The sequence below is a fragment of the Paraburkholderia podalyriae genome, assembly GCF_014397785.1.
Lineage (GTDB): Bacteria > Pseudomonadota > Gammaproteobacteria > Burkholderiales > Burkholderiaceae > Paraburkholderia > Paraburkholderia podalyriae.
Window position 1 is genome coordinate 1 of record NZ_VZQQ01000061.1, and the last position, 24757, is coordinate 24757.

At 58.8% G+C, this 24757-nt stretch carries 25 protein-coding genes; 24 read left to right on the top strand and 1 reads right to left on the bottom strand.

Annotation, left to right across the window (positions count from 1 at the left end; genetic code table 11):
• The first annotated feature begins 499 nt into the window (after positions 1-499).
• From F6X42_RS34975 to F6X42_RS34995, 6 genes are all read left to right on the top strand, one after another.
• Entirely contained in the window at positions 500-916 is a 417-nt protein-coding gene (locus tag F6X42_RS34975) for an antirestriction protein (protein WP_187638529.1), read from the top strand.
• A 52-nt stretch (positions 917-968) separates the two neighbouring features.
• On the top strand, positions 969-1796 hold the full coding sequence (locus F6X42_RS34980) for a DUF932 domain-containing protein (protein ID WP_187638530.1): 828 nt from the start codon (positions 969-971) through the stop codon (positions 1794-1796).
• Between the two features lie 51 nt (positions 1797-1847).
• A complete protein-coding gene (locus F6X42_RS34985) occupies positions 1848-2156 on the top strand; it encodes a hypothetical protein (protein WP_187638531.1) in 309 nt (102 codons plus the stop codon).
• A gap of 80 nt (positions 2157-2236) precedes the next feature.
• Positions 2237-2350: a DUF3717 domain-containing protein gene (locus F6X42_RS46085; RefSeq protein WP_376776498.1), complete on the top strand. Its 114-nt coding sequence runs from the start codon at positions 2237-2239 to the stop codon at positions 2348-2350.
• Positions 2305-2457 (top strand): DUF3717 domain-containing protein, encoded by a 153-nt coding sequence (locus F6X42_RS46090; RefSeq protein WP_376776496.1) that lies wholly within the window; start codon positions 2305-2307, stop codon positions 2455-2457. Before F6X42_RS46085 ends, F6X42_RS46090 begins: the two co-directional genes overlap by 46 nt.
• A gap of 456 nt (positions 2458-2913) precedes the next feature.
• A complete protein-coding gene (locus F6X42_RS34995) occupies positions 2914-3204 on the top strand; it encodes an XRE family transcriptional regulator (protein ID WP_187638532.1) in 291 nt (96 codons plus the stop codon).
• A gap of 745 nt (positions 3205-3949) precedes the next feature.
• On the opposite strand, the gene F6X42_RS35000 is transcribed toward F6X42_RS34995, so the two are convergent.
• Positions 3950-5344 (bottom strand): replication initiation protein, encoded by a 1395-nt coding sequence (locus tag F6X42_RS35000; protein WP_187638533.1) that lies wholly within the window; start codon positions 5342-5344, stop codon positions 3950-3952.
• Between the two features lie 1094 nt (positions 5345-6438).
• On the opposite strand from F6X42_RS35000, the gene F6X42_RS35005 reads away from it, so the two are divergent.
• The 18 genes from F6X42_RS35005 (at position 6439) to F6X42_RS35085 (ending at position 24756) form a co-directional block, all read left to right on the top strand.
• Complete coding sequence (locus tag F6X42_RS35005) at positions 6439-7644, top strand: ParA family protein (protein ID WP_187638555.1); 1206 nt, start codon at positions 6439-6441, stop codon at positions 7642-7644.
• Positions 7641-8630: a ParB/RepB/Spo0J family partition protein gene (locus F6X42_RS35010; protein WP_187638534.1), complete on the top strand. Its 990-nt coding sequence runs from the start codon at positions 7641-7643 to the stop codon at positions 8628-8630. The genes F6X42_RS35005 and F6X42_RS35010 overlap by 4 nt, the downstream gene beginning before the upstream one ends.
• 1588 nt (positions 8631-10218) lie before the next feature.
• Positions 10219-10449, top strand: a complete 231-nt coding sequence (locus F6X42_RS35015) for a CopG family transcriptional regulator (RefSeq protein ID WP_187638535.1) — start codon at positions 10219-10221, stop codon at positions 10447-10449.
• A complete protein-coding gene (locus tag F6X42_RS35020; RefSeq protein ID WP_094779160.1) occupies positions 10449-10880 on the top strand; it encodes a TA system VapC family ribonuclease toxin in 432 nt (143 codons plus the stop codon). Before F6X42_RS35015 ends, F6X42_RS35020 begins: the two co-directional genes overlap by 1 nt.
• A 1318-nt stretch (positions 10881-12198) precedes the next feature.
• Entirely contained in the window at positions 12199-13227 is a 1029-nt protein-coding gene (gene mnmH / locus F6X42_RS35025) for a tRNA 2-selenouridine(34) synthase MnmH (protein WP_187638536.1), read from the top strand.
• Positions 13228-14159: 932 nt separating this feature from the next.
• Complete coding sequence (locus F6X42_RS35030) at positions 14160-14873, top strand: helix-turn-helix transcriptional regulator (protein ID WP_187638537.1); 714 nt, start codon at positions 14160-14162, stop codon at positions 14871-14873.
• The gene (locus tag F6X42_RS35035) at positions 14857-15870 is read left to right on the top strand and encodes a fatty acid desaturase (protein WP_187638538.1); all 1014 of its coding nucleotides are present in this window, start codon (positions 14857-14859) and stop codon (positions 15868-15870) included. Before F6X42_RS35030 ends, F6X42_RS35035 begins: the two co-directional genes overlap by 17 nt.
• A 421-nt stretch (positions 15871-16291) precedes the next feature.
• Positions 16292-16606, top strand: a complete 315-nt coding sequence (locus F6X42_RS35040) for a hypothetical protein (protein ID WP_143325754.1) — start codon at positions 16292-16294, stop codon at positions 16604-16606.
• A gap of 131 nt (positions 16607-16737) precedes the next feature.
• Positions 16738-17400 carry a lytic transglycosylase domain-containing protein gene (locus F6X42_RS35045; RefSeq protein WP_187638539.1) on the top strand — a complete coding sequence of 221 codons (663 nt, stop codon included), beginning with the start codon at positions 16738-16740 and terminating at the stop codon, positions 17398-17400.
• Between the two features lie 45 nt (positions 17401-17445).
• Positions 17446-17796: a hypothetical protein gene (locus tag F6X42_RS35050; protein ID WP_187638540.1), complete on the top strand. Its 351-nt coding sequence runs from the start codon at positions 17446-17448 to the stop codon at positions 17794-17796.
• 9 nt (positions 17797-17805) lie between these two features.
• Positions 17806-18243, top strand: a complete 438-nt coding sequence (locus F6X42_RS35055; protein WP_187638541.1) for a VirB3 family type IV secretion system protein — start codon at positions 17806-17808, stop codon at positions 18241-18243.
• A 122-nt stretch (positions 18244-18365) separates the two neighbouring features.
• Positions 18366-20816, top strand: a complete 2451-nt coding sequence (locus F6X42_RS35060) for a VirB4 family type IV secretion system protein (protein WP_246530371.1) — start codon at positions 18366-18368, stop codon at positions 20814-20816.
• A gap of 10 nt (positions 20817-20826) precedes the next feature.
• Positions 20827-21504 carry a TrbJ/VirB5 family protein gene (locus F6X42_RS35065; RefSeq protein WP_187638543.1) on the top strand — a complete coding sequence of 226 codons (678 nt, stop codon included), beginning with the start codon at positions 20827-20829 and terminating at the stop codon, positions 21502-21504.
• Positions 21494-21739: a hypothetical protein gene (locus F6X42_RS35070; protein WP_187638544.1), complete on the top strand. Its 246-nt coding sequence runs from the start codon at positions 21494-21496 to the stop codon at positions 21737-21739. Before F6X42_RS35065 ends, F6X42_RS35070 begins: the two co-directional genes overlap by 11 nt.
• A 24-nt stretch (positions 21740-21763) precedes the next feature.
• Positions 21764-22678 carry a TrbL/VirB6 family protein gene (locus F6X42_RS35075; RefSeq protein ID WP_187638556.1) on the top strand — a complete coding sequence of 305 codons (915 nt, stop codon included), beginning with the start codon at positions 21764-21766 and terminating at the stop codon, positions 22676-22678.
• Positions 22679-22686: 8 nt separating this feature from the next.
• Positions 22687-22815 carry a hypothetical protein gene (locus F6X42_RS45375; RefSeq protein ID WP_281394071.1) on the top strand — a complete coding sequence of 43 codons (129 nt, stop codon included), beginning with the start codon at positions 22687-22689 and terminating at the stop codon, positions 22813-22815.
• Between the two features lie 7 nt (positions 22816-22822).
• Positions 22823-23842 (top strand): VirB8 family type IV secretion system protein, encoded by a 1020-nt coding sequence (locus F6X42_RS35080; protein WP_246530372.1) that lies wholly within the window; start codon positions 22823-22825, stop codon positions 23840-23842.
• Between the two features lie 32 nt (positions 23843-23874).
• Complete coding sequence (locus tag F6X42_RS35085) at positions 23875-24756, top strand: TrbG/VirB9 family P-type conjugative transfer protein (RefSeq protein ID WP_312892973.1); 882 nt, start codon at positions 23875-23877, stop codon at positions 24754-24756.
• Position 24757: the final 1 nt, after the last annotated feature.

Consider the following 24757-nt stretch of genomic DNA (forward strand, 5'->3'; position numbering starts at 1 on the left):
CTACGCGCTCCTTCCAGCGCCTCTGGCGCAACCGCATTCGCATTGGTTTTCTTCAACATCAACCACTCCAGTTTGGATCACACGTTTTACCCCAAATCTGTGTCCAAAAAAACCGGAGGCGCCGCAGGTTTATCTGCATGAGGCCATTTTCCGCGTTTGTTTCGGCCAGGCCTTCAATGCCGGTTGGCGCTTTCTTGCGTACGTTCAGCGGCGATCGGCAAAGTCGGCCGTACGAAACGTACTCGTTGCTGCTGGATACGCTGAGGCTGGCTGCTGTCATCAGATTGCTCCGGTTCAGCCATCGCTTCATTGCGAGGCACAGGTTAATTTTATAGGCCTTTTAGTCCTTATAGACAGGTATTAATATTTAATATCGTAATAGCAATTCAGTATACATTTCCAAACGATAAAGGCTAAGTATTGTTTGATATAAGGGGCTATTAGTCCTAAACTAATGACGTGCCTCGCAATGAAGCGATGGCCGAACCGGAGTTTTCCGATGACTACTGAAATCCAAAACCGTATTACTTCCTCGATCATCCCCGATGAACTGCGCCTCAACGTGCTGCCGCGCTATCTCGGTCGCCACTACCTCACCGGCGAAGGGATGGTGTACGACTGGGCCGCGCGCCTGTGCAGCAGCTACGACGGTGGCTCGTGGCATTACTTCACGCTGTCCAACGGTGGCTTCTACATGGGTCCGGCCAACATGGGCCGTGTACATGTGCGCTGGCATCTAAACGGCTACAACGACATGATGGGCGCGGATGCCTTCGGCATCACCGTGACGCTCTTCGCTCTGTGTCACCTCGCGGAAAAGACGCAGGACGACACCATCATCGAACGTTTCCACCAGTTGCGTGAGTTCGCCACGCAACACGTAGAAGCCGCCAACATCCTGCGCGCCATCGACTAACTAACCGGCCCCCGGCCTGCCGGCCGGGTCTGCTCCTTGATTGGGGAACAGCATGAACACTCTTGCAAGCCGCTTTGCCAGCAACGCCGTTGTCCTTCGCTCGGACAATCCGCTGACGAACAACGAAATCGCGGAAGTTGCGCCGTCCATCCTTGCGCAATCCGCGCACGAAAGCCGCTCGGCACGATACAGCTATATCCCGACTGTTGATATGCTCGACGCCCTGCGCAAGGAAGGTTTCCAGCCCTTCATGGTCTGCCAGACCCGCGTGCGCAAGGAGGGCATGCGTGACTACACGAAACATATGCTCCGCCTGCGCCATGCCGACCAGATCACCGGTCGCGAGGCCAATGAGGTCATCCTCCTGAATAGCCACAATGGCGCGTCGAGCTACCAGATGATCGCCGGAATGTTCCGCTGGGCGTGCCAGAACGGCATCGTGTGCGGCAACGTGCTGAACGATATCCGTATCCCGCATAAGGGTAACGTGATCGGTGAAGTGATCGAAGGCGCGTTCAAAGTGCTGAAGAGCTTCGAAGCAACGACAGAGCAGCGCGAAGGCATGGCGGCGACCGTGCTCGATGAGGGCGAACAGGTTGCCTTTGCCCGCGCGGCGCTCACGTTGCGCTATGAGGAGGACAAGCCTGCGCCGGTTACGGAACGCCAGCTTCTCGCGCCGCGCCGAGTGGAAGATCGCGCGCCCGATCTCTGGGCCACCTTCAACCGTGTCCAGGAAAACATGATTCGTGGCGGGCTGCAGGGTCGAAATGCGAGCGGCCGCGCCACCACGACCCGTGCCGTTACAGGTATCGACCAGAACATCCGCCTGAATCGGGCCCTGTGGGTATTGGCTGACGAACTGCGCCGCCTGCGCGGCTAACCGGATCGCCCCGGCCTTACGGTCGGGGCGTGTCCAGAAAGGGGAATTCACATGGATCCGCTCAATACCCGTCCTACGTGGCTGGCCGCCCTGCTGCCGCTCCTGGCTGTCTGGCAGTACGGAGACCGGGGCATGGTTCGTGGCGAACTGTACCGCATGGCCCTGTCGGCTGACGCGGCGGCACAATCCGCTGACGCACTCCAGCGCATTGCCCGCATGCTCAACCGCGATGGCAATCCGGTAGAGATGCACTGCGAGGAGTTGCGCGCCATCGCCCTCGCCGCGCTAGCTGGCTTCGAACGCGTTCCCCCTTGTGCGCCCGTTGCAATGCTCATGGAGCACAACGGAATCCTGCATTAAATTTCGTCATCCTGATTAATCGTCAATGCCCGCGTGGAGGTCACGCGGGCCTGTGAGGTACTCATCACTGACGTTTTGCCATTGTCGAAATCGAGCGGGCCATTAACTACTGGTGTACCCAGGAACCGGCTGGTCCGGACGGTGCGTTGTGTGCAAGAGCGTGTGTGCGCTCGCTGCCGTGTACGACCCGATGATCTATGAGCGCGCCACGTCCGTAGCGGTGGCACGTCTCACCTCTGAACAGGTTGCCGCGGTGCGCATCGCACTGGATCTCCGACACCCGCAACGTCCGTCGCCTTGATAGCTACGCGGCGGCTTTACGGCGCATACCGACTGCCGCGCCCCGCCGCCCCTCCCCCTGCAAGCTAGGAGGCTGGATAATCACGGGAGCATCGCGCGCGCCGCGCGCCCGGATCGAGGCGCACGGGGTCCCCCATGGCCGCATCGCCGGACATGGGGAGAGCGCCGGCGCGCCGCGTCAGCGGCGGGACGATCCGGTACGGGCCCAGGCAGACCACCGGCCGGGGTCGTCAAGCGCCCGCGGGGCGCGTGAATCCCCCGCGGCGTGAGCCGTGGGGGCTGGATAATTACGGGAGCACAGCGCGCCGCGTCTGCGGCGCGACGATCCGGTACGGCCCAGGCCGGGCACCGGCCTGGGCCGTCAAGCGTCCGGAGGGCGCTTGTATCGCACGCGGCGTAAGCCGTAGGGACTGGATCTTCACGAAACACATGGAAAAATAAACGGTTCGAGGTAAGGATGAGCTATCACATCGAAATCCGGGCCACCTGCCTGCGATCGGCGGAGGACGGCTGGGAGCAGCCGAGCGGAGCCGAGATTCAGGAGGTTATCCGGCGCACCGGCTTGCCGGGACGCGCGGTTGCGCGCTATCTCGGCATGTCGGAATATGGCGGTCGGCAGGTGCGCCGCTGGATCAGCGAAGACGCCGCAATCCCTTACTCGGCCTGGGCCTTGTTATGCGACCGGGCCGGGCTCGGGTGTATCTGGCGCCCAGCAGCAGACCGAGCCGGGCCGGATTCACTCCCATAACGGTGCACCTTGTGCCCGCACCGACTCGAGGGGATGTTTTATAAATACAGTTGGCGATCGGGAATCGGAAAACTGGCAGGTGATGCCCGAGCTCGTAAACACCCGCCGCGCAGTCGGCGGACTGCAAGGACTCCCCTGATATTGGGGAATGACGAGATGCAGTAGCTGGAAGCTCGGCGACGAAATTGGCTCTCCCCACACGGCCGCGGCACCCTGCTAATACTACAACATCGTTGCATTCAGCCCGAGACGCGTCCAAAGACAACGTCGTCAATGATGCCGGGCTCGACGAGTATGGCTACTGTGACGACTACATGTTGGCCGTCGGTCGGCGGCTGTTTCCCGATGTGCCGGGCCAGTCCGAAGGATCCGGCTTCCGGACCGCCTACGACATCGTGTGCAGAGCACTCGATGAGTGGAGAGCCGGTCTTGTGATGCCATTCAATCAGGTCTCCCACGCACCCGACCTATAACACGGCATTACGGACGAATTGTTGTGCATTGTGAATGCCAATCATGAAACGATATCGAACGGCAGACCGATACCCTCGCTACCGATCAGCCGGTCGGTCTCCAAATCAAAAAGCAAAGCGCGGAGGTGCATCCTCGACGCGACCATCTTCGGCGGCTGCACGAGACGCATGGTGGTGAAACGGTCTGGATTAACGCAATGACCGTGAATGCGAGCTAGGGGGAGATGCTTGAGCAGGTCTGCGAGGTGCGGAGCCGAGTGCTCGCGTTCCGTTTAAGCCTTGGTGGCGGCTTTCGCTTTGGTGCGCAGAAACACGAACGAGTAGAGCGCAAAGGATAGGTCCTTATGCGCCAGCACTTCCGACTCATGAATCGTCAACGGGTTGAGCTTCACCCGCTTGATGGCCAGCTTACCGGCCGCGGAGGCGATAAAGGCACGCATGAAGTCCTTTTGCGCCTTGCCGTCCGCCTTGTGATAGGCCTCACGACCGAGGTCGGCATTCTCGACGGTCTTTGTTTTGCTGCGCTCCTCTGCCGCTGCGGCGCTGGCGGCGACGGCCGCTATCGCCAGTTGCTTCGCGCTGGACTCCGCGCTCTCCTGCTCCTGCTGCTGTTGCTGTACCGTTAGCATTTTGCGGTCAGCGTCCGATAGCTTGTAGCCATCGGTGATAGCTTTTAGCAGGTAGGCGCCCGGACTCTTCTTGACTTGGCCGGAGTCGACCTTGGCGCGCGTGTATTCGATTGCCTGGAGAATACGCTCATCCGACCACGCAGCGCGGTTTTGCGAGATGGTGTTGAACTGCTTTTCGGTGAAGCCGAATTCGTTCTTCAGCGTCGTGTATATCTCTTGCGCGCCAAGCAGGCTAGCTCGAATAGCTCCAGCGGTTTCTTTGCGCGTCAACCTGAAACGAATCCGGTCAATCTTTTTCGACTTCGGGCTCACGGTGCGAGTCTCGTAGCTAAGGTCGATGTCGGAGACTGCGTTAATCTGCTTAACCGCCTTGTCGAGGTTGTCGCGTTTGAAGTACTTGAATTCGGTTGCAGTCGACGCAGCCTTCCCGGGCCAGCCACGTACCACATCGACTTCGAACCACTCAGTTATGCCTTCTGCCACGTAACCGATGACGTGGTCGTAAATGGCTCGAGCATAGGTAAGCGTGAAGGCAGAGGTGATTCGCAGGCTCAGCCAGTGCGACTTCACCGGGTCCTTGATGTGCGGAATGAGCGGCTCAGGAACCGCAAAAGTGATGCGCCCTTTGTCGATACCGACGATACCGATGAGCTGTACGGACACCCACTTTTCGTCCTCCGCGGACGTGCTGCCAGGGGGCGAGGCCGAAACCTGAATCAAGGCTTTTTGAGCCTCGGACACGACTGTTCGCAGGTGCTTGTAGTTGTAGCTGTCATAACGCATGAGCCATCGGAAGTAGCTCAGCTCGACGTCATAGATCTTCGGGGTGGTCGGCTCCTGCGCCACGATGAAGTGCGCTGCGTCCAGGAGTCGCCTGGCCGTAATACCCACATCGGTGATGTCTATAAAAACGTTGTTACGCTGATAGCCAATCTCCTTCGTCGATTCGTTGATCGGTGTATCAGTGGTGAGCATCTCCTCGAACAGCTCGAACGACAGCTGGCGCGAGGTTGCGCGTGTCGTGATGTTGTTTGCCATCGAGGATCCTGCCCCTAGTTGCCGGTCGCGGAGACTCTATCACGTGTAGGTGAGATGTCAAAACAAAAAGACTCACCATGAAATCGGGCATTTCAACAATTCTAATCACCCACCATTGGCACGTGTGTGTTCAACAAATCCACTCACCTTCCCGCTTTTTGGGGCCGGGCGTCATGATGGACGGTGGTATGTTTTTCAAAGTCTTTTAAAAGCGAAAACCAACCAACTAACAACAGAGAAACCACGATCCCCGTAAAAACAATGGGTTAGTCCCGTGTGGGTGAGCATTTTTGTGCTAGAGGTGAGGACTTTTGTAGGCAGAAGGTGAGTAGAAATCCTTGACTAGCGTGAGAGGTTTACCAGCGTCAGGTGAGTGATTCTGTAGGCGCGAAGTGACGGTGAGAATTTTTGTTGAATATCGCTTCCCATCCCGGCGACCCCTACCTGGCGGGGCTTACCGGCCAAAATAGCTCGAAATGGGTGAGTGGTTTTGTTGAAGGATGGCGAGTGCTTTTGTGGCACCACGCAGCTGGCGTGCTCGATTTATCAGCATGAACGGCACCAAGGTCCACCGGACGGCCGTTTGCGGCCAGCGCATCTGTGGATAAGACGATAACCGGTTGATGATGGTGAGTATTTTTGTAGGCAAGTGCAGTTGTCCTTGCAGTGAAAACCAGCATAACGCTTGCGTTGTGGGCCGTCGGAAGACTCCGACCGGGGAGCGATGAACTCTCTTGGGGCAAAAATATGCCCCGCATTTCGCGGCAATGCGATGTGCCCGCAATGGGATGGTGAGAGGAATTGTTGAAAGAAGCAGGACGGGCACGTCAACTGGCAGATTTCAACAATTCTTCTCACCCACCTTCACAACCCTGCTTCAACGTATTTCAACAATTTCTCTCACCATTAGGTTTCGGAATGCTTTCGCACGAGCAGCCAGTTCTGGCTCTTCTGTCGTGCCGTTCGATCGTTTTTCGTTGTTTTTCAGCGGATTAGGGGGAGAATTTAAGAAACTAGCTTATGCGACAGCGATTTTTTCAAAGTTTTCGAGTATTCTACGCTTCGTCACGATTTCCGGTGAAAGTGTAAAAACCATGTCTAAAGTCGAATTTCCCGCTATCACACGCAAGGTTCCTCTAGCGAAAATCGCAAAATTTGCAAAAAAACTGGACGGGCTGACGGCCGAGCTGCGCGAGCAGATTCTCACGCCGAGGCCGCGAAAGTCACCACCGAACTTTACGACTGCCGAAGTAGCAGACCTGTGCGGGCTGGACCGGACCAAGCTTCACTACCAAGCGACGCGGGAAGGAAGCACGTTGCCGCCGGGCGTTGCACACGGCACGGGCCGCAGCCGCCTGTTTACCTTGGCCGAGGCGCGCATCTACGTACAACAGTTGTCGGAAATCTATCAGTCGCCGCTCGTGACCGGTCGCGAAGCAGATGGCAAGATTGTTCTAGTCGCCAACTTTAAGGGTGGGTCGACGAAGACTACGACGACGATGTGTATCTCGCAAGGGTTGTCGTTGCGCGGACGGAAAGTGCTCGTGGTTGACCTGGACCCGCAGGCCTCCCTGTCCGAACTCTGCGGACTTTATGCCGAAAACGAGGTCGACGAGGATTCGACCGTTCTCCCTTTTATTTATAACGAGGAGATGGAAGGCGGACTGGAATCTGCTATCAAGGAAACTTATTGGGACGGCTTGGATGTGATTCCCGCACATCCGTCGCTGTTCAGTGCGGAGTTCTTCATCCCCTCGATGCTGAAGACTCGCCCGAGCTATCAGTTTTGGGCAATCCTGCGGAAAGGCTTGGAGCCGCTGCGCAAGAAGTACGACTACATCATTCTGGACACAGCTCCCTCCCTCTCCTACCTCACATTGAACGCATTGATGGCGGCTGATTCGATGGTGATGCCCTTGGTGCCGGAGAGCCTAGACTTCATCAGCTCGGTATCGTTTTGGGGGCTGTTTTCGGATATTGCCGCGAACTTCATGGAGAAGGAGTCAGACAAGGTCTACGATTTCATCTCCGTGATTCTGTCGAAGGTGGATACAAGCCCGACGTCGTCAGCACCCATCGTTCGCTCTTGGACGCAACGCGCTTACGAAGACTGGTTGACCACGACCGAGATTCCGGCGAGTTCGGTGATGAGCAACGGCGCGCTTGCGCTCTCGACAGTGTTCGACCTCAGCAAATCCGACGGGGTCTCAAAGACGGTGCAGCGTGTACGGCAACCACTGGTTGAATACTGCAAGTGGATTGACAACATGTACGTCGACGAATGGAGTCTCGCACAATGAGCAGCATTCGTGATCGTATGGCTCTACAAACCGCCAACCTCCGGAAGACGTCCTCAATTTCTGACGAGGAGATGGACGCGACCAAGCCCGTGCTCGAGAAGCCGAAGACAGGGCCTGGGATGGCAGGGGCCTTGGCAGCCGCACAACTTAAAATTCAAGAGTTGGAAGCGAGTGGCGGCCAAGCAATGATTCCGGTTGCGGAGGTTGTGCCGAATCCATGGCAGCCGCGGCGGATTTTTGTCGAGGCCGAGCTTTCAGATCTTGCAGAGTCTATTCGCGAAAAGGGGTTGGTTCAGCCGGTGGCGGTGCGGCGCGTTGAGTCCGGCTACCAACTGGTCGCTGGTGAGCGGCGATTGCGCGCGCACAAAATCTTGGGCATGGAGCAAATCAAGGCCGTCATAGTCGAGTGCTCCGATGAGGATATGGTTGTTCTCGCGTTGGTAGAGAACATCGGGCGGTCCAACCTGACCGACTATGAAATAGCGACTTCGCTTCGTCGTGCAGAAGCAGAGTTTCCGAATCGAAAGCGGCTCGCTGAGTCACTCGGTATGTCTCGCACTGGGCTGTATCAATTTTTGGCGTTCGAGAAGCTGCCTGATTTCATCAAGGAGCAATTGGACTTGCAGCCCGCGTTGCTTGGGTGCAACGCCGCAGAAGAGATTGTGTCGGCTATCAAAAAGCATGGCGCTGCCGGTTTGGCTGCGGCAAAGGACTTATGGTCGGACGTTCTCAAAGGAGAAATTCTCCAGGGCCGATATGCTGCCGCAATCGTAGCGCAGGCCACCCGTCAGGCTTCACGAACGGAGGCCCGCGAGCGGAGCATCGCGAAGTTCTTTTCGGGCAAGGAACAGGCCGGTAGCATTACCAAGGACGTGAACTCGTTCACCGTCAAAATCAAGACCGGGTCGCTTAGCGAAGCTCAAGAGACTCGAATCCGGCAACTTATCAGTGAGCTGTACAGGGAAGAACCAAGCACGCAGCAGTAATCGAACTCACCGAAGATAAGCCCGCAGACTGCGGGCTTTTTTTGGTTCATTGCCAAATGCGGGTTGCCCGCAGATCAACGCTAGACTGTCAGTAATGCGGACACTCAGAAATAGTCCGGACCTCCCAATAGCGCCACACCCTGGGCGACGTCGCGCGGTGTCAGTAGTACCGACACTCCGGACCTTCGTTACGTTGCGACCCGCATGGCACGCCTCGTGTGAGGCGCCGAAGTGTCAGTATTACTGACACGCGGAACCTCCTGATATCGGCGGCACGGCCGATGCTCGCCAGAGTGTCAGTAGTACCGACACTCTGGAGACCTATGCCCTTGACGTCTGCAGGTCAGGCGTCGCCTGAAGGAGAAGAGCCTGAACAAGGCCTGACTGTTTGGGAAGAGACATGCCGCCTAATGGACGATGCGACGGGAGAGCCTGCGAAGCAACTCGAACGCCAGTGTCCATGGTTTCCAGTAATCCCGCCAACCTGACTTGGGACCGCGCCTGAGGTCGGGCGCTGGAAGCACCGGAGGCCCACCCGCTGGTGCAGTGCGGCACGTTACGGGCTGGCATAGTGCGAACTGCCGCTGCCCTCGCCGGCACGCATCTGCCCGGAGCTCGGCGGGGCGGCGGGGTATGTGGCGTGGCGTGTCCGTGATCCGCCCATGCAACGCGGCGGCAGCTAGCCTGCTGTCGTGAAAACCTGGCCGGAGAACGCGAGGTGCGGCATTTACCGTGCGTCGTGCCAGGGTGCTGTCCGCCGTTAGCCCCTTATTTGGGCGGGGCGGTTGCGCGCAGCCGGCGGTCTGGCCCGTCGAGATGCGGCGGGCGTAACACGTACGTTTCCCTGTGTCCCGGGCAGACCGACCGCGATCACAGCCACTTGGACGCCACTAGAACATGGTGAGACGGAAACCACGCTGGACGTGATCTAGGTCGTGCAACAGCGCATAGAGGTCCGGGCATCACCTCTGATTTGAATCAAGGCGGACGCGGCGCGGGGCAGAATCGTCCTTCTGAATGCAGCGGACATTACCACGGAGAAACCTGAAAAAGCGATTCGCGCTTCCGTGTCGATCGCCGTGCTTGGCAACGATCGCCTGCATCGCGGCCGTGGTCGCGATGCCCGATGCGACGACAGAGCACGACTGCACCACCACGGGCGGATCCTGTTCCTTGGGGCGCGGCCCACGGCCGACGCCGTGGCGCTCCTCGAGCGGCTGCTACCCCCGTCTGGTGCATCGACATCCGGGGCTGATGCGAGCGGCTTCATTTACAACATTCGGATATCGGCGATCTGATGGAGCGCCCGGTGGCGGGCACGACACGCGAGCTGCAGCAGCTCGAGATCGGGTGGTGCGTTGTCTGCGGCGTGCGGGTGCGAGCATCGTGGTGGCCCGGAGGTGATCACTCGGCGTGAAGAAGGACATATGATCCTCAAGTCGATTTTTCCCGCCAGACCGGCAGCACGGGGTGGGTCGGTCGGTCGGAAGGATCTTTGGGTGACAACTGATGCTTGATGCTTGATGCTTGATGCGATATGGGCTATCCTGACGGGGTGTGAAACAACTGGATGCCTATGGAGGTCCCCATGCGAACCACCCTCGATATCGACGACGACGTGCTCGCCCTCGCGCGCGCGCGCGCCGACCGCGAGCACGTGTCGATCGGCCGCATCATCTCGCAACTCGCGCGCGCAGCGCTGCAGCGTCCCGCAGTCGCTCCGGCCACGCGCAACGGCTTGCCGGTGCTGCCGAACGCGCGCACCGCGCGGACGGTCACGCCCGAACTCGTCAACCAGCTGCTCGACGAGGCGCCCTGATGACGTATCTGCTTGACGTCAATGTACTGATTGCGCTGCTCGACGCCGGTCATGTACAGCACGAGGCCGCGCACGAATGGTTCGGCCGGGCAGGGCACGCCGCTTGGGCAACCTGCCCGCTGACTGAAAACGGCGTGCTTCGCATCATCGGCAATCCGCGCTACCCGAATACGCTGGAGACGCCTGCCGCGGTCGCGCCGCTTGTCGCGCAGCTGCGCGCACATCCTGGCCACACATTCTGGTCTGACGACCTGAGCCTGCTCGATCCGGAGCACGTTGACGTCAGCCGCGTCCTAGCGACCGACCAGGTGACCGACACGTACCTGCTTGCCCTCGCGCGGCGCCACGGGGGAACGCTGACCACCTTCGACCGCCGGCTGGTCGTCGATGCGGTGCCGGATGGTGCGCGCCACCTCGAAGTCATTAGTTGATGCTGGTGCCGCGCTCCTGAGACTCGCTCTTCGCGGGACTTTCGAACCCCAATCGCGATTCGGGCCTAAGACAGCTAGGGAACATTAGGGCGATAATGTGGCCCACTTTGCCGCGCCCGTGAAACATTCCGGGGTAGATGTCTTTCGCCCGTAATGTGTTGTCGGGTAAGGCTTGCGCCGATGTTTGCATCGAATGTTTCACGGGCGTGGGCCGTCTGCGTGTTTCCGGACGGCGTCTTTGCATTGGTCGGCCGCCAATCTCACAGCTCGGATTTGCGAAAGGCAAACGTGTAGTGAAAAACACGTAATATGTAACGCCAAGCTAAGTGCGGTTTCCGCTCCGCTAAAAAATTATCTCGATTTCCAGACGCGACGATTCACTCTGCCGGGAAGAGGGGCTTTCCGTATGCGAGAGAGATGACTTGGAGTGCGCCGCCCGCCACATCCGTTATCCACGCACTGTTATGGACACGCAGAGCTCACGCTGAGTTGTTGAGTGACCCGTCTGCCGATCTCGGGCGATGCGAACGCGGTGACGATTCCGCCCGGCCGGGCCGCGGCAACTGATCACGCCGCCGAACTTCGCGACTACGAAAGCAAATATCGCAGGGAGGGAAACCAGCGGGACTGTGACGAACGACGTCAAAGCAGCCGCTACCGAGAGTGACACGGGATCAAACGCCGCGAAACGAGTGTGGCGAATGTGGGTGCAGCTGAGCGCTAAGGGCCGACGCCTGCATCGTTCGTGGGTACCGGTGGTGCCGCCCGGAGAAACGTTCGGCGCAGGCCCCGCGGAAATCACACGGACCGAGATTCGTGACACGACATTGGGGTTTTAACCTGTAAGCCACGAGTCATAAACCCGATCCCGCGCCTTTCCCAAAAACGTTCGACCTGCAAACTGACCTCGCAACCCGTTACTTGGTATCGTTGCCTGCCGCCGTCCGTCTCCGGCATCGGCAACGTACGTGTGCATGTCCAGTACTGCTCGAATGAGGATGCCTGCTTCGCCGCCGGGCGCATGTCGGAGTGCCCGCTTCAGGCGTCGGTCAACCACGGCGCGTAGACCTCGTTTGGGTACCGACACGCATCGATAACTTCAAGGCGTGCAATTAATCTTGCTTTGCATGCGTGCATATGATGGCCGGGCACGGCGTAGTGCCACGGTCGCGCTACATCGACGGCATCGGATTCGTGTGGCGCGAACGAGGACCGCCCTCAGGATCGCCCTGTCGCATATGTCAATTTTCGAGTCAGGGCTCCACAAATTTGCCAGAATAGCCACGTCGACAAATTCTCGATGGGAAGGGCGGCGCCCATGTATCGATTTGAAGAGTACGACCTCATCATCGACGCACGATGCGAGAGGGAATTTGCAGAGGATCACATCCCTGGCGCAATCAACCTCCCGGTCGTCAACAATGACGAATACGCAGAGGTGGGAACCTTGCATCGCACCGACAAGATGCGCGCGTACCTGATTGGCGTGTCCTATTCGCTGAGGAATATCTCGCGCCATCTGGACACAGTGATCGTGACCCGTCCTCGCCGCAACAGGATTCTCGTATATTGCTTTCGAGGGGGCAAACGCAGCCGCCTATGGTTCGATGCACTTGACACGGTTGGCTACAAAGTAGAGCGGTTGCCGGGTGGATGGAAGGGTTACCGCCGCTGGGTCAACGAACAACTTGAAACCCGCCCGCGAGAGTTTTCGTACCTCGTTCTTTCTGGACCGACCGGCTGCGGCAAAACGCGTTTGCTCGAGCAACTTTCGGTCGAGGGGGCGCAAGTGCTCGATCTTGAGGCGATCGCTGCGCATCGCGGTTCTGTCATCGGAGCAATCCCGGGCGTTCCACAGCCGACCCAGAAATATTTTGACAGCCTGCTTCTCCAGAAGCTCTCGACCTTCTCGCCAACGCGCCCGGTGTGGGTTGAGGCAGAGAGCAAAAAGATTGGCAATGTCCAACTTCCGCTCGCGCTGTTCGAAACAATGCATTCAACCGGGACGCTCTTGCAGGTCAGCGCGCCGATGACTGAGCGAGTCCGACTCTGGCGGGAAGATTACGCGCACTTTGAAAGCGATCCCGATTCCTTAGTTGAGCGGCTGACACACCTGCGAAGCCTCATAGGCGGGAAAGAACTCGAGCTATGGCGTGAGTTGGCTGCGTCGCGAAGGATTCCAGAATTGTTCGAACGCCTAATGATTTCGCACTACGATCCGAGCTACGCGCGTTCCACAAAACGAGGCTATCAATCATTCGCCGAGTCACCTTGCATCGAGCTAGTGGATCTCCGGCCTGCTAGCCTTAACCAAATTGCTCGGAGCCTCATCAGCCGCTTTGGCTGATATGCAAAAGACATCGACTCTCACTCGATCGTCTAGTCACGTCCCGCAATTCTTGCCACCACAACGTGCATATCAAGATCACGAACCAGAGCCAATTGCCGAACATATGCATATCGGTTCGCATTAGTGTTTCTGGATGTAACAGCGGTGGCACGCCCCGAAGTTGGAGCATTAACTTTATACAAATTCTTTTGATCCAGACAGGACAGATTGTCGGATCGGGAGCACTGGGGCATGTCCATCACAATCGAGGACCGCATCATCCCGCTCCTAGACAAGCTGGCTCGGCTTTGCTCATCAGGGACTGCATCGCTGCGTGGTGTGCTCCGGAGAGCGGTCGATCCGCTATCCTCGGGCATTTAAGCGTCGCTGCTTGATGTCCATATCCTCTCGGGTTGGGAATTATGAGCGAGTGCATCAACATCGTGTGTCCGGCTTGTGGAGCGTCATTCGGTGACGACTGCTGGGAGGTCTTGCTGGAGAACGAGGTTCATCAACTGACATGTCAGATATGTCAAACAGTCTTTTTCACTAGGCTGTTCGAGTGTGAAGCCTGCGTGGCCGACAACGTAGTTTCCGCAAGGTCCCCACGAGACTGTCTCGATCGCACTTGTAGAAAGTGTGGTCATCATCCCGACGGGACTGGAGAGGACTATGAAGAATCTTATCTTTGAACGCCATGTCGGAGCGTCCTCTGAACGGGTCGGCCTACGGCTATACCGAGTGACAACCGGGTTTATTGCCGAGCGGTTTCTTGTCCAGGGAAACCAAACGGTTGCCGTACAGGTACTCCCGATGTCAGTACGTGCCGATTTTGAGGGCTTTGCATTGGCGGATCCGCATTACTCGACGATGCGAGCCATATATGGGGAGGTGCGGAGACTGGTGTGGGGCCGCCACGTTGATGAGGCGCGTTGAGCAAGGTAGGACCCATGGATCTGAGTGTTGATGACCTGTTGAACTCCACGGATGAGCTGGAGCTGATCTCGCTTGTCAGGCGCGCGGTTCAAGCTCACGGAGCAGAGTGGTTTGTGTTTGCCTCTTTGCACCCGTCCGATTGTTCAGATAGTCGATCGACCTACCGGTTCTTGATCGGCTGCCGTCCAGAGTGGTGCCAGCTATATAACGCAAATCGGTGGTATCTAACCGATCCATGCCTCGAGTATGCACGTTCCAATACGGCGCCTGTGTTAGGTTCAGCGTTGCCTATCCGAACCGCGGGACAGAAACGTATGCTGGAAGTAGCCGCGGAGTACGGATTCCGAAGCGGCTATTTGATTCCAGCTCATACAAGCGAGAACGGTCGCATCGGAATTCTATATCTCGGGTCCGATCGGCCGCCGGAAAAAGCGGAACCGCAATTCCACGAGGCCCGCCCCTTTTTTCGTGCTCTGGCGTTGGAGCTTCTCGAGTGGTCCTCCGGTGCTTTGAGGGAAGAGGCCTTGCAGACGACAGGTCTTACGCAAGACGAGGTGCGGCTCTTGGGCCTGGTAAAGACAGGCTTTACGGCGGCCGAAATCGCAACCGAACTACGGGTTTCATCGATGACGGTCTATCGCCAGTTTCAGAGGATCAACGAGAAGCTCGGCGTTGGTCGCATTACCAGAGCCGTGAAATTTGCCGAAGAGCATGGCCTCCTGGCGTGAAAATCAACGATGGTACTGGCTTTCGGCGATGATGCCGGCTGCTGCAATTTTGGCGTTTCTTTGGGACTGTCCGTGGAAGTTTCTGCTCTGCCTGATTACTACCATCCTGCTAGGTGACTTGCTCCTCGGTGAACATGTTGAAGCCGACGGCGAGCAGCACTGTGTCACAGTGATCAGCGCTGCTGTTCCCGTCGTCTTCATTTGCCTGTGGTTGTGCGCAATTCTCACGACGGTGATCCGCTTGCGATGGGTAGCTGTGCCTGAATACGCGGGGCTCACTGCCGCATGTGGTGTCTTGAGTGCGTTTGCAATGGCGCACATCCATGAGATTTTGCATCGCGGTGGTTATCGGCTCAGAGTGGCATCTGATATCGCGCTGACGCTGGCTGGCTATCCACACTACCGGATCGTTCACGACCTGCATCACTCGCACGTAGGAGATGCCCGCTACGGCTCCACTGCTCGCCTTGGTCTTTCGCTATGGCGACATGTTGGCAACTCCCTTCGTCTTTCGTTACTCGCTGCATTCACTCACGATCGGCTCCGAATGGCGAAAGGTCGAAAGAGCAGACTCATACGGCCGGCCGCAGCTTGCATTGCGACCGTCGGGGTGTTTGGGTGCCTTGGTGGTTCCCGCGGCATTCTGTTCTATCTCGGGCAGAGCGCTATCTCTATGTTCATCGTCGAGGCGATCGGCTATATCCAGCACTACGGTCTGATTGGTACCGCCCGCAATCGTGAAGACGCGCTAGCGTGGAACGTGCGTTCCTGGTTGTCGAATCGGCTTTTCGTGAACAATGGGCTCCACACCCATCACCATCTCGACCAGACACGCTCGTACGGGCGACTCAGGTTGGTCGGCAAGGCGTTGCCAGCCGGCTATCTGCAAATGTTCATCCTCGCCCTCGTCCCACCGCTCTGGTTTTTGGTTATGAATCGCCATGTGGAATTGCTCAGCCGCCCCCATAGCATGGGCGAAGATGAAAATCAAGAATAAACGTGGATCTTGAAGTTATCAGCATGTTTCGACCAAAGTGTCAGTGTAGTGTCGATTCAGTGTTGCCATTGGCGGACGGCGTGACGCATTGGAAGAGAGGGAAAGGGGGAATGAATGACATCGAACGCTAGTGCGGGCATTACGGAACTACGCACGCGTGGCCCACTTACGGTCTTCCTGGCGGGCAGCTTGTCAGCGTGGCGCGTGAAATCTGCTTGCATGGTGACCGCGCACACGCGGTCAATTTTGCACGCATGCTCAGGTAGTGGCTCGCGAGCGCTGGTGTAACGGTCGCGCCTGTTCGCCAAATCGTCGCACAGCAGCTGATCGCAGGTTGACGGGCAAAAGAGCAATGCCTATAATCAAAATACGATTTCTGATTTTTGATGTTCATGAATCAAAAAGTGATTCATGATGCTTGATGAATCCTCTCGCTTGCTGCAAAAAGCCTCTTTCGGTGCAAAGAAAGGGCGATATGGGTATTACGCAAGCGGAATTGGCAAAAGGACTGGTCCCCCGGCCTCGTGTGGCGATCTTCATGGGGCCGCTGGGCTCGTGGCAGATCGAATTGACGGCGGATGCAAAAGTCCTGACGGTTGAGACGCAGCGGGGGCATCCAAAGACGTGGCGCGTTCTGGACGACGCGATCGCCTTTGCGTGCGAACACTGCAAGGACGCGGAAGAGATCCGGATCCGCTTCAAGGATATGGAGTTTGTAGCAGGCAACATCCGATGATCGACCAGTGACGGTGCTACCAACACCGTCACTGGCCTAACCATTGATTACCGTGCGAGGGAAATAATGGCTAGCCTCATTATAGCCGCGGCGATCGTGGCCGCGCGCGCTCACTGGATCGAGTACGGCCCATGGTTGATTTCAACCAGTTAGCTCAACAGTGCGCGCCATCCGTGCATCCCGTCACGATGCAAGCCGTCGCTCGCACCGAATCCGGCTTCAACCCCTATGCAATCGGCGTAGTTGGCGGCCGCCTGGCGCGACAACCCCGCGACTCCGAAGAGGCGGTTGCCACGGCTCGCGCGCTCGATGCACGTGGAATCAATTTCAGCGTCGGGTTAGGGCAGGTGAACCGGTTCAATCTCGCCCGGTACGGCCTTACGTACGAAACCGCTTTCGACCCATGCGCCAATCTTTGTGCAGGCAGTGCGATCCTGTACGCCTGCTATCAGCGGGCAAGTGCCGCGTATGGTCAGGGCCAACGCGCCTTGCGGGCGGCAATCGGTTGCTATTACAGCGGCGATTTCGTTGGCGGCGAACGGGCTCAATCCAACGGATCCAGCTACGTACAGCGTGTCGTTGCCAATGCACGTAGCACGGCGGGACCTGTCGACATGGTTCCCGCGATACCCGTCATCATGGACCGGCCAGCTGGTACGACGACGCAGGTTGGTGCAGGAGAGCGTAAGTCGAGCCCCACGAGCCACGCCGTTCGAGAGCCGCGCCAGGATGCGCCACATCCGTCATGGGATGCCTTTGGCGACTTCGGCTGCGACAGCGACTCATGCAGATGACTTGACCGGCCGCACCGCGGCTCTTGTTCGAAAAGGAGAGGTCATATGTTTCGGAAAATGAAATTCCATCCAATAAGGTTAGTACAACTGAAAGACGATGCGAAACGCATGGCTGGCGCTGCCGGGTCAACGGTGCTTGGCGCCGCACTGATTGCGCCTGGACTTGCCCTGGCCGGAGGTGGCCTTGATTCAGCGACAGAGGGTGCGAATACGTTCAAGATCTGGCTGTATTCGTTTCTCGGTGTCTGTGCTTCCTGCGTGCTGCTATGGAAAGGGGCGGAGTGCTGGGCAGACCGTTCTCACTGGAGCGAGTTCGTTACGCTCGGCGGCAAGGTCGCGGTGGTCGGTGCTGTGGTCGGCGTGCTCGCTCCGTACCTGTGGAACCTCTTCACCTGAGCACGCGCCATGACAGACGAGAAAGCCCGCTATCCCGGTTTCAATGGTCTTGGACGTACTGCGGCCATCTGGGGCGTGCCTTACATGGCGATGCTGGTCATAGTCGTCGCCTCGATGTTCACGGGTGTGCTCGTAGCCTTCTTCGTTGGCCCGGGCGGCCTGCTGTTCGTCTTTCTCGGCTTTCCGGTCCTGCTGTGGTTCAAGCACATATGTGAAACCGATGATCAGGGACTGTGGATCATGTGGCTGCAGTTCCGCTGCCGCTTCTATTTCTGGCAGTTGCGCATCCGCGCACGGGTAAATGCCGGACGGGCGGCACCAAACTTCGGCAACACGTCGACGCTTGCGCCATTGCGCTACGGCCGGCAGCGTCGTGTCTTCCGCGATTTTCTCCAACCATTGTCCAAGGGCGAGCGCCGGCTGCGTGAGCTCGAACGGGAGCCGTGATGGGCAGCAGACCAACCATCTCAAGCGAGATCCTCGGCGCAATCGGCGCCGTCGAAGACTGGATGCCAAAGTTCAGGCACCCGGTCACAAGGCACGTACAGCACATCGATGGAAACCGTTTCATGGTGACGCTTGCACTGAGTGGCGTGCCGTTCGAGGTATTCGAAAACATCGTGCTTGAGCGCAAGTTCGACCGCGACACCGAGACCCTGAGCAAACTGGGTCGCGATCTTGGCGGACGCCTTGCCTACCACGGTGTTTTCATGCGACGGCGGGTGAATGTCAGTCGCGAGTACCGTTTCGACAGCCCCTTCATGAACTGGTTTTCGACGCAGCATGGCGGGCAGTTCAGGGGCGGCCGGTTCTTCGAAAACCGCTATTACTTTTCGATCATCCTGAAGTACGAAGATTTCGAGGACGGACTGAAGGAAATCGCATCACTCGCCGGGCAGGCGCTGCAACAGCTTGAGGACTATGAGGCCGAACTGCTCGAAGTGTACGAGCGCACGCATATGAACGGCTCGAAGATGCTGTTCTCGTCGCTTTATGGATTCATCAGCTATCTCGTGAACGGTGTGACGGTCGATCTGCCTGTCGCTGCGGAGCCCGGTGTCGACGTCATCCCGTCCAGCTACCTTCGCTTCGGCTACGACACGCACGCGATCGACGGGGCGGGTGTGCCGGACCACCGAAGATTCTTCACCTGCCGCGATCTGCGCAGTTTCCCGGACAAGCCGGGCTTTGGTCAGCTTGATCCACTGCTTTCGTTACCAGTCGAATTCACAGTGGTACATTCATTCAACTGCATGACGGGTTTCGAGTCGAACCGCACGATCGACTCGGCGATCAACAAACTGGAGTCCGCCGCCGACAAGGCGAAGCACCAGGTCAGGGAACTGCGCGATGCGCAGGGTTACGTCAACACGGGTGAGCTGTCGTTCGGCGAGTACCATGGTGCGGCCGTGATCTATGGCGCAAGTACACTGGAGGCGCTGGAAAACGGGATCCTGTTCGCATCGCGCTCACTGAACGAATGCGGTGTCGAGTGGGCGCTTGCGACCGGTTCGGCGCCCTTCACGTATTTTTCGCAGATACCCGGTGCGAGGGTCAAGCCACGGCCGAAGATCCAGTCTTCGCGCAACTTCGCGTCAATGTTCACCTGTCACGACTATTCGGCCGGCAAGGCCGAGGGCAATCCGATTGGCGACGGCTCAGCTGTCATTCCGTTCCGTTCGGCGTCGGGAATCTATCACTTCAGCCCGCATGCAACCCGGCAGGGTGACGTCAACGTGGCGGAGAAGCTGGCCGCGCACCTGAAACTGCAAGGCACAACGGGTGCCGGCAAGTCGACAGTCGCGACCGCCGTCACTGGCATGCTGTCCCGGTTCGGGCAGCTGCTCTTCGTACTGGACAAGGGCCGAGGCTGGGAAGTGTTCATCCGCGCAATGCGCGGTGCCTACGTCCATCTCGAAAAAGGCAAGCCGACTGGCTGGGCGCCGTTCGAGCTGGTCGACACCGCCGAGAATCGCGAGTTCCTGTACGGGTTGGTCGAACTTTGCGCGCGCAGGAACGGCGTCGATCACCAGGGCAAGGGCATCAAGATCGACCTGAGCGCCGCGGAGAAGATCCAGTGCCGCAACGCTGTCGATGCAGTGATGGCCATCGAGGACGTTCGCCTGCGGCGATTCAGCCTGCTGCTCGACAGCATTCCGGATGAGGGCGACGACAGCTTGCGCCAGCGGCTGTCGCTGTGGTGCAAATCGGAGAACGGCCGCTTCTGGTGGGTGTTCGACAACCCGCCGAACCTGTCGCTGAACATGACGCAACAGCGCTGGATCGGTTTCGACGTCGAGGCATTCCTTGTCGAGAACTACGAACCCTCGGAGCCGGCGTTCGCCTGGCTTTTCCACCTCAAGAGGATGATGCGACGAGAGGGCAGGCTCATGCAGACCGTGATGGAAGAGTACTGGTTGCCCATCCGCTTCCGCACGATCCGCGAACAGATCGAGGAGACGCTCGCAAGCGGCCGGAAGGAGGGTGAGTTCATCATGTTGATTACCCAGCAGCCCGAGCAGGGCCAGAAGGCTGCCGACCTGTACCCGGCGCTGCGCAGCCTCGTCGCTACGAATCTCTATCTGGCCGATCCGGCGGCGGAAGAAGAGGCGTACGTGCGTGATGGCATGACGCGCAAGGAATTCAGCGAGTTCAAAAAGCTCACGCCGTCGTCGCGCCGGTTTCTCATCAAGCAGGGTAACCAGTCTGCGTTCGCGAGCTTTGACATCAGCGGCATGGAAGACGCGATCGCCGTGTTCTCGGGTGACCGCGAGAACGTCTTGATCTGCGACACCGTGCGCGCGGAGCTGGGGGACGATCCAGACGTGTGGTTACCGGTCTACCTGGAACGCGTCTTCGAACGCAAGCTGAGTACGCGCCTGGCGGCAAAGCATGGTGCCGATGAGCGACTGTGGACCAGCGAGCTGCAGCGCGGTCTTGAGCGCAAGCGGGCCGAGCTCGCCCGCATCTATTCGTCGGCACGCGCGGTCGACGCCGGTAACGAAGCTGTCACTGCCTGATGGGGGAATCGTGAACGTCAACGATGAGGAACGCCCTGCACGCCTGCTGCGGGGCGCTCGTGTGGCCGTCACCGCGCTCTGCCTGGGTGCAACGGCCATCGCGCGCGCGCAGGGCGTACCAACCATCTCGCCTGCCGAGCTTGCCCAGCAGATGGAGCAGGTCCAGCAGCTGATGCAACAGATCGAGAACCAGGAGGCACAGTACCGGGCACTTACCGGTAACAGCGGCCTGGGCACGATCATGAACGACGCGTCCCTGCGCAACTATCTGCCAGAACAATGGCAGGACATATACGACCAGGCGAAGAGTGGCAGCCTGTCGGGCATCAGCTCGACGATGCGCTCGATCGAACAGCAGGAAGGCATGACGGACGCCGCGACGCCGGGGCAACAACGCTATTACGACGTGCTCTCGGCTAACAAGGCGATGAACGAGCAGGCATACAGCGTGACGATGGCGCGGCTCAATAACATCCAGTCGCTGATGCAGCAGTCGAACCTCACTCAGGATCCGGCTGAGAAGGCGGACCTGCAGAACCGGATGACTGCTGAGGAGGCGATGGTTACCAATGAGCAGACGCGTCTGCAGCTCACTACCCAACTGCAGCAGGCGGAGCTAAAGCTTGCGAAGGACCAGCAGGAGCGGGAATTCAAAAACCAGTTTCTCGGAGGCTCAAATGGTCAATAAGGCATTGCTTGGTACGGTCGTCAGTCTGCTGGTCGTCATTGCCGGCTATCTTGGCTATCTGGCATGGGACCGCCATCAGCACAACGTGCAGGAGGAGATCGCACACAGGCAGGATCTGGAGTTCAGGGCACATCTACTTGGTACGACGCCCGAAAAGCTCGAGCAGGAGGAAACGCCCGAACAGCGCGAGCAGGACAAGGAAGCCGAACAGGTGGTGAAAAAAGCAATGCAGTAATTGAAACGATTTCAGGAGTCGAAGATGTCATTTGCGCCTATCACGACGACGATTTTCTCAAGAATGACGTCCGACTTCGATGCGAACGTCATCACGACCATCAGCACGGGTTCCGAACGCATCATCGGACTGATTTCGCCATTGATGATGGCGTGCTTCAGCATCTACGTGCTTTTGGTCCTGTGGTCGTACTGGCAAGGGCACAACGACGAACCCATTAACGACTTCCTGATGCGTATGGCGGCCTGGGCGTTCATTCTGACCTGCGGCATGAACATTCAGTTCTATACCGAATACATCGTGCCAGCTGTGAACGGGTTCGGCGAGCAGCTCTCCGGCGCGATTACAGGGCAGAGCAATCCGGTTTCGGGTCTCGACAATTTGTTGAGCGCCTACATCAACGCCTGTGGACAGATCTACGATCACGCACACAACTTCGAAATCATCGGCGCGGTTTGGGTGATTTCAGTGATGCTTATCTTTGCCACTCCCTTCATGGGGTTGGCCGTGGCCTACATCATCCTCGCCAAATTTGCGCTCGGGCTGCTGCTCGCACTCGGACCGCTGTTCATTTCAATGGCGCTGTTTCCGCCCGTGCGGCAGTTCTTCTGGAACTGGGCAGGACAGTGCTTCAATTACGTGCTGCTCGTGGCTCTGTTCGCAGGCGCAGGCGCGATAGAGGTCAATTTCGCACAATCGATCGCTCCGAGCGGAACCGCCTTCCCGTCGATGCGGCAGGTGGTAGAGATCGACGTGATGGGCGTGGTGTTCTTCATTGTCGCCCTGAATCTTCCGGGCCTCGCCTCGGCGCTGGCAAGTGGCGTGGGCATTTCGACGATGACGGGCAAGCTGGGCGGTCTGGGTCGTGCGCTGGCCGCTGCGTCGAAAGCGGGTAGTGCAGGCAAGTACAGGACGGGTGGCTCCGTTTCGCAAACGTAGGAGGTTCCATGCCTCACTTCTTTGCGAAGCTGATCCGCTGGTGGTTGCTCGCCGTCTGCTGGGTCACGTGTGCCGGCTTCGTGGGGGCGTTGCTTAACGATGTCGGTGCGTTCATCTATCACCGGTTGCATCGATGACCAATGAATGGAGGGCATCTGGCATGAAAACCCTGTTCTGCGCATGCCTGCTCGCATTTGTCCTGCCGGCGTGCAGCTCTGCGCCGAAACCAGCGGAGCCGACGGGCCAATGGGTGCCAGTCAACCCGCCGCTGGCCCAGCAGTCCGGCCGCACGGAACCGAAGTGAGGACCAGGATGGTATCAGCAATCAGACAATGGTTCGCGGCTGGCGCGGGCTCGCGCAATCGCGCACGGACGTCGACCGCATCCGCCGCGCGCGGGGAGGCAGCAGCGAATGCCGTTGACAGGTCACAGCGCGACGCACTCAGCTGGTATCTGGACCAGGCGCGGGAGTTCGAAAAGTCGAAGGTTGAGGCGGCCGAAGAGAAGGCGAGGATCGCTGACCGCCGATCGGTTCTCTCGGGCGGCATCGCACTCGCGGCTGTTTTTGGCACGGCAGCTTTAGGACTCCTGAAAAGACCGAATCCACCTGCGATTCTGCGTGTGAATGACACGACCGGAAAGGTCGATGTGCTGCCCACGACTGCGAATGGCCACGTCAGCTTCACTGAAAAAACCGACCGCGCGGACCTGCGCCGCTACGTCGAGATGCGCGAGAGCTACGACTGGGAGACGATCTCCGACATGCACAGCGCTGTGATGTTCATGAGCGAAGATCGCGAAAAGGACGCTTATGACGCGCTTGTCCGTGGCCCGGCCGGCTCGCTAAAGCTGCTCAAGGACCAGGCGCGCGTCATCGCCCGGGTCGGCTCGATTACTTTTGTCGGTTCGACCGCGCAGGTGTTTTTTTCACGGCAGCTGATCCCCCTGAATGCGGCGGCAAAGCGCCCGGACCCGAACTATTGGATCGCGACAGTGGCCTTCACCCGAGTCGATGTGCCGGAGAAACAGGATCAGCAGGACATTGATCCGGACGGATTCAGGTGCACCAGTTACGAGGTGACACGCGACTATACCCGCGCGCCGGCGGATGTGTCGCCCGATGCCGTACCGACGGGTTCGAGACCGGGCGGGAGCGCGTCGTGAGTTGTCCTGGACTGCGTTCGCCGATAGGTGCCGTGGCGATTATCGCCGCTTGTGCGCTTGCGGCCGGCCGCGTCCGTGCGCTCGAAATCCCGCGCAGCTGTGGCGCTGACCCGCACATCCAGTGTGCGACGTATAGCCCTGATCAGGCCTACCGCGTGGCGACGATGCCGGGCCGTGTGGTGATGATCCAGTTCGAGCCCGGTGAGCACATCCTGAAGGACGGCGGTGGCATTGGCGACGCGCGCGCCTGGCACGTTTCAGTCAACGACAGCGGAGCGTTGCTGAAGCCCGGTGCGCTCCAACCCGAAACCAACCTCGTGCTCGTGACCAACCGGCGGACATATTCGTTGTCGCTTGTCGACGTATCGCGGTTGCAGCCCGCGACGTGGATCCTGCGCTTTGAGTATCCGGACACGAAGGCGAAGGCCGCGGCCGAACAGCTACGGCGCCGCGAGGCGGTCAGCTCAGCGCTGGCGGGCCAGCAGGACGCGCCAGCGGTCCCGGCAGCAATCGCAGCGCCAGGCGCGGCGACGTCCCCAGGTCCGCCTGGGTCAGCCACGCCCGCAGCGAACTTGCAGTACATGATGCGCGGCGATCGCGCGCTTGCGCCCACCGCCTTGTGGGACGACGGACGTTTCACCTACTTCAAGTACGCAACCGCGCGCGACCTGCCGACGATCTTCACGAAGCTCCCGGATGGCAGCGAGGCGACAGCGAATTTCCATGTGGAAGGCGACACCGTCGTCGTCCACGAGGTCTCAGGCGGGTTTGTCATCCGCTACGGGCAGTCGGTGCTGGGGATCCGCAACGACGGCTACTCGCCCGACGGCCACTACAACCGCACCGCATCGTCGTTGCCCGGCACGGCGCGCATCGAGCGCGCGCACGTCGGCAGCGATCGGCCGGAAAACTGAC

Excerpts from the sequence above, each read along its gene's own strand:
- F6X42_RS35035 (WP_187638538.1), top strand. The coding sequence starts at position 14,857 with ATGGCCTCCTGGCGTGAAAATCAACGATGGTACTGGCTTTCGGCGATG.
- F6X42_RS35080 (WP_246530372.1), top strand. The coding sequence starts at position 22,823 with ATGGAGGGCATCTGGCATGAAAACCCTGTTCTGCGCATGCCTGCTCGC.
- F6X42_RS35070 (WP_187638544.1), top strand. The coding sequence starts at position 21,494 with ATGGTCAATAAGGCATTGCTTGGTACGGTCGTCAGTCTGCTGGTCGTC.
- F6X42_RS35055 (WP_187638541.1), top strand. The coding sequence starts at position 17,806 with ATGACAGACGAGAAAGCCCGCTATCCCGGTTTCAATGGTCTTGGACGT.
- F6X42_RS35050 (WP_187638540.1), top strand. The coding sequence starts at position 17,446 with ATGTTTCGGAAAATGAAATTCCATCCAATAAGGTTAGTACAACTGAAA.
- F6X42_RS45375 (WP_281394071.1), top strand. The coding sequence starts at position 22,687 with ATGCCTCACTTCTTTGCGAAGCTGATCCGCTGGTGGTTGCTCGCCGTC.
- F6X42_RS34980 (WP_187638530.1), top strand. The coding sequence starts at position 969 with ATGAACACTCTTGCAAGCCGCTTTGCCAGCAACGCCGTTGTCCTTCGC.
- F6X42_RS35030 (WP_187638537.1), top strand. The coding sequence starts at position 14,160 with ATGGATCTGAGTGTTGATGACCTGTTGAACTCCACGGATGAGCTGGAG.
- F6X42_RS35010 (WP_187638534.1), top strand. The coding sequence starts at position 7,641 with ATGAGCAGCATTCGTGATCGTATGGCTCTACAAACCGCCAACCTCCGG.
- F6X42_RS35060 (WP_246530371.1), top strand. The coding sequence starts at position 18,366 with ATGGTGACGCTTGCACTGAGTGGCGTGCCGTTCGAGGTATTCGAAAAC.
- F6X42_RS35075 (WP_187638556.1), top strand. The coding sequence starts at position 21,764 with ATGTCATTTGCGCCTATCACGACGACGATTTTCTCAAGAATGACGTCC.
- F6X42_RS35020 (WP_094779160.1), top strand. The coding sequence starts at position 10,449 with ATGACGTATCTGCTTGACGTCAATGTACTGATTGCGCTGCTCGACGCC.
- F6X42_RS34985 (WP_187638531.1), top strand. The coding sequence starts at position 1,848 with ATGGATCCGCTCAATACCCGTCCTACGTGGCTGGCCGCCCTGCTGCCG.
- F6X42_RS34995 (WP_187638532.1), top strand. The coding sequence starts at position 2,914 with ATGAGCTATCACATCGAAATCCGGGCCACCTGCCTGCGATCGGCGGAG.
- F6X42_RS35045 (WP_187638539.1), top strand. The coding sequence starts at position 16,738 with ATGGTTGATTTCAACCAGTTAGCTCAACAGTGCGCGCCATCCGTGCAT.
- F6X42_RS35000 (WP_187638533.1), bottom strand. The coding sequence starts at position 5,344 with ATGGCAAACAACATCACGACACGCGCAACCTCGCGCCAGCTGTCGTTC.
- F6X42_RS35015 (WP_187638535.1), top strand. The coding sequence starts at position 10,219 with ATGCGAACCACCCTCGATATCGACGACGACGTGCTCGCCCTCGCGCGC.
- F6X42_RS35005 (WP_187638555.1), top strand. The coding sequence starts at position 6,439 with ATGTCTAAAGTCGAATTTCCCGCTATCACACGCAAGGTTCCTCTAGCG.
- F6X42_RS35040 (WP_143325754.1), top strand. The coding sequence starts at position 16,292 with ATGAATCCTCTCGCTTGCTGCAAAAAGCCTCTTTCGGTGCAAAGAAAG.
- F6X42_RS34975 (WP_187638529.1), top strand. The coding sequence starts at position 500 with ATGACTACTGAAATCCAAAACCGTATTACTTCCTCGATCATCCCCGAT.
- mnmH (WP_187638536.1), top strand. The coding sequence starts at position 12,199 with ATGTATCGATTTGAAGAGTACGACCTCATCATCGACGCACGATGCGAG.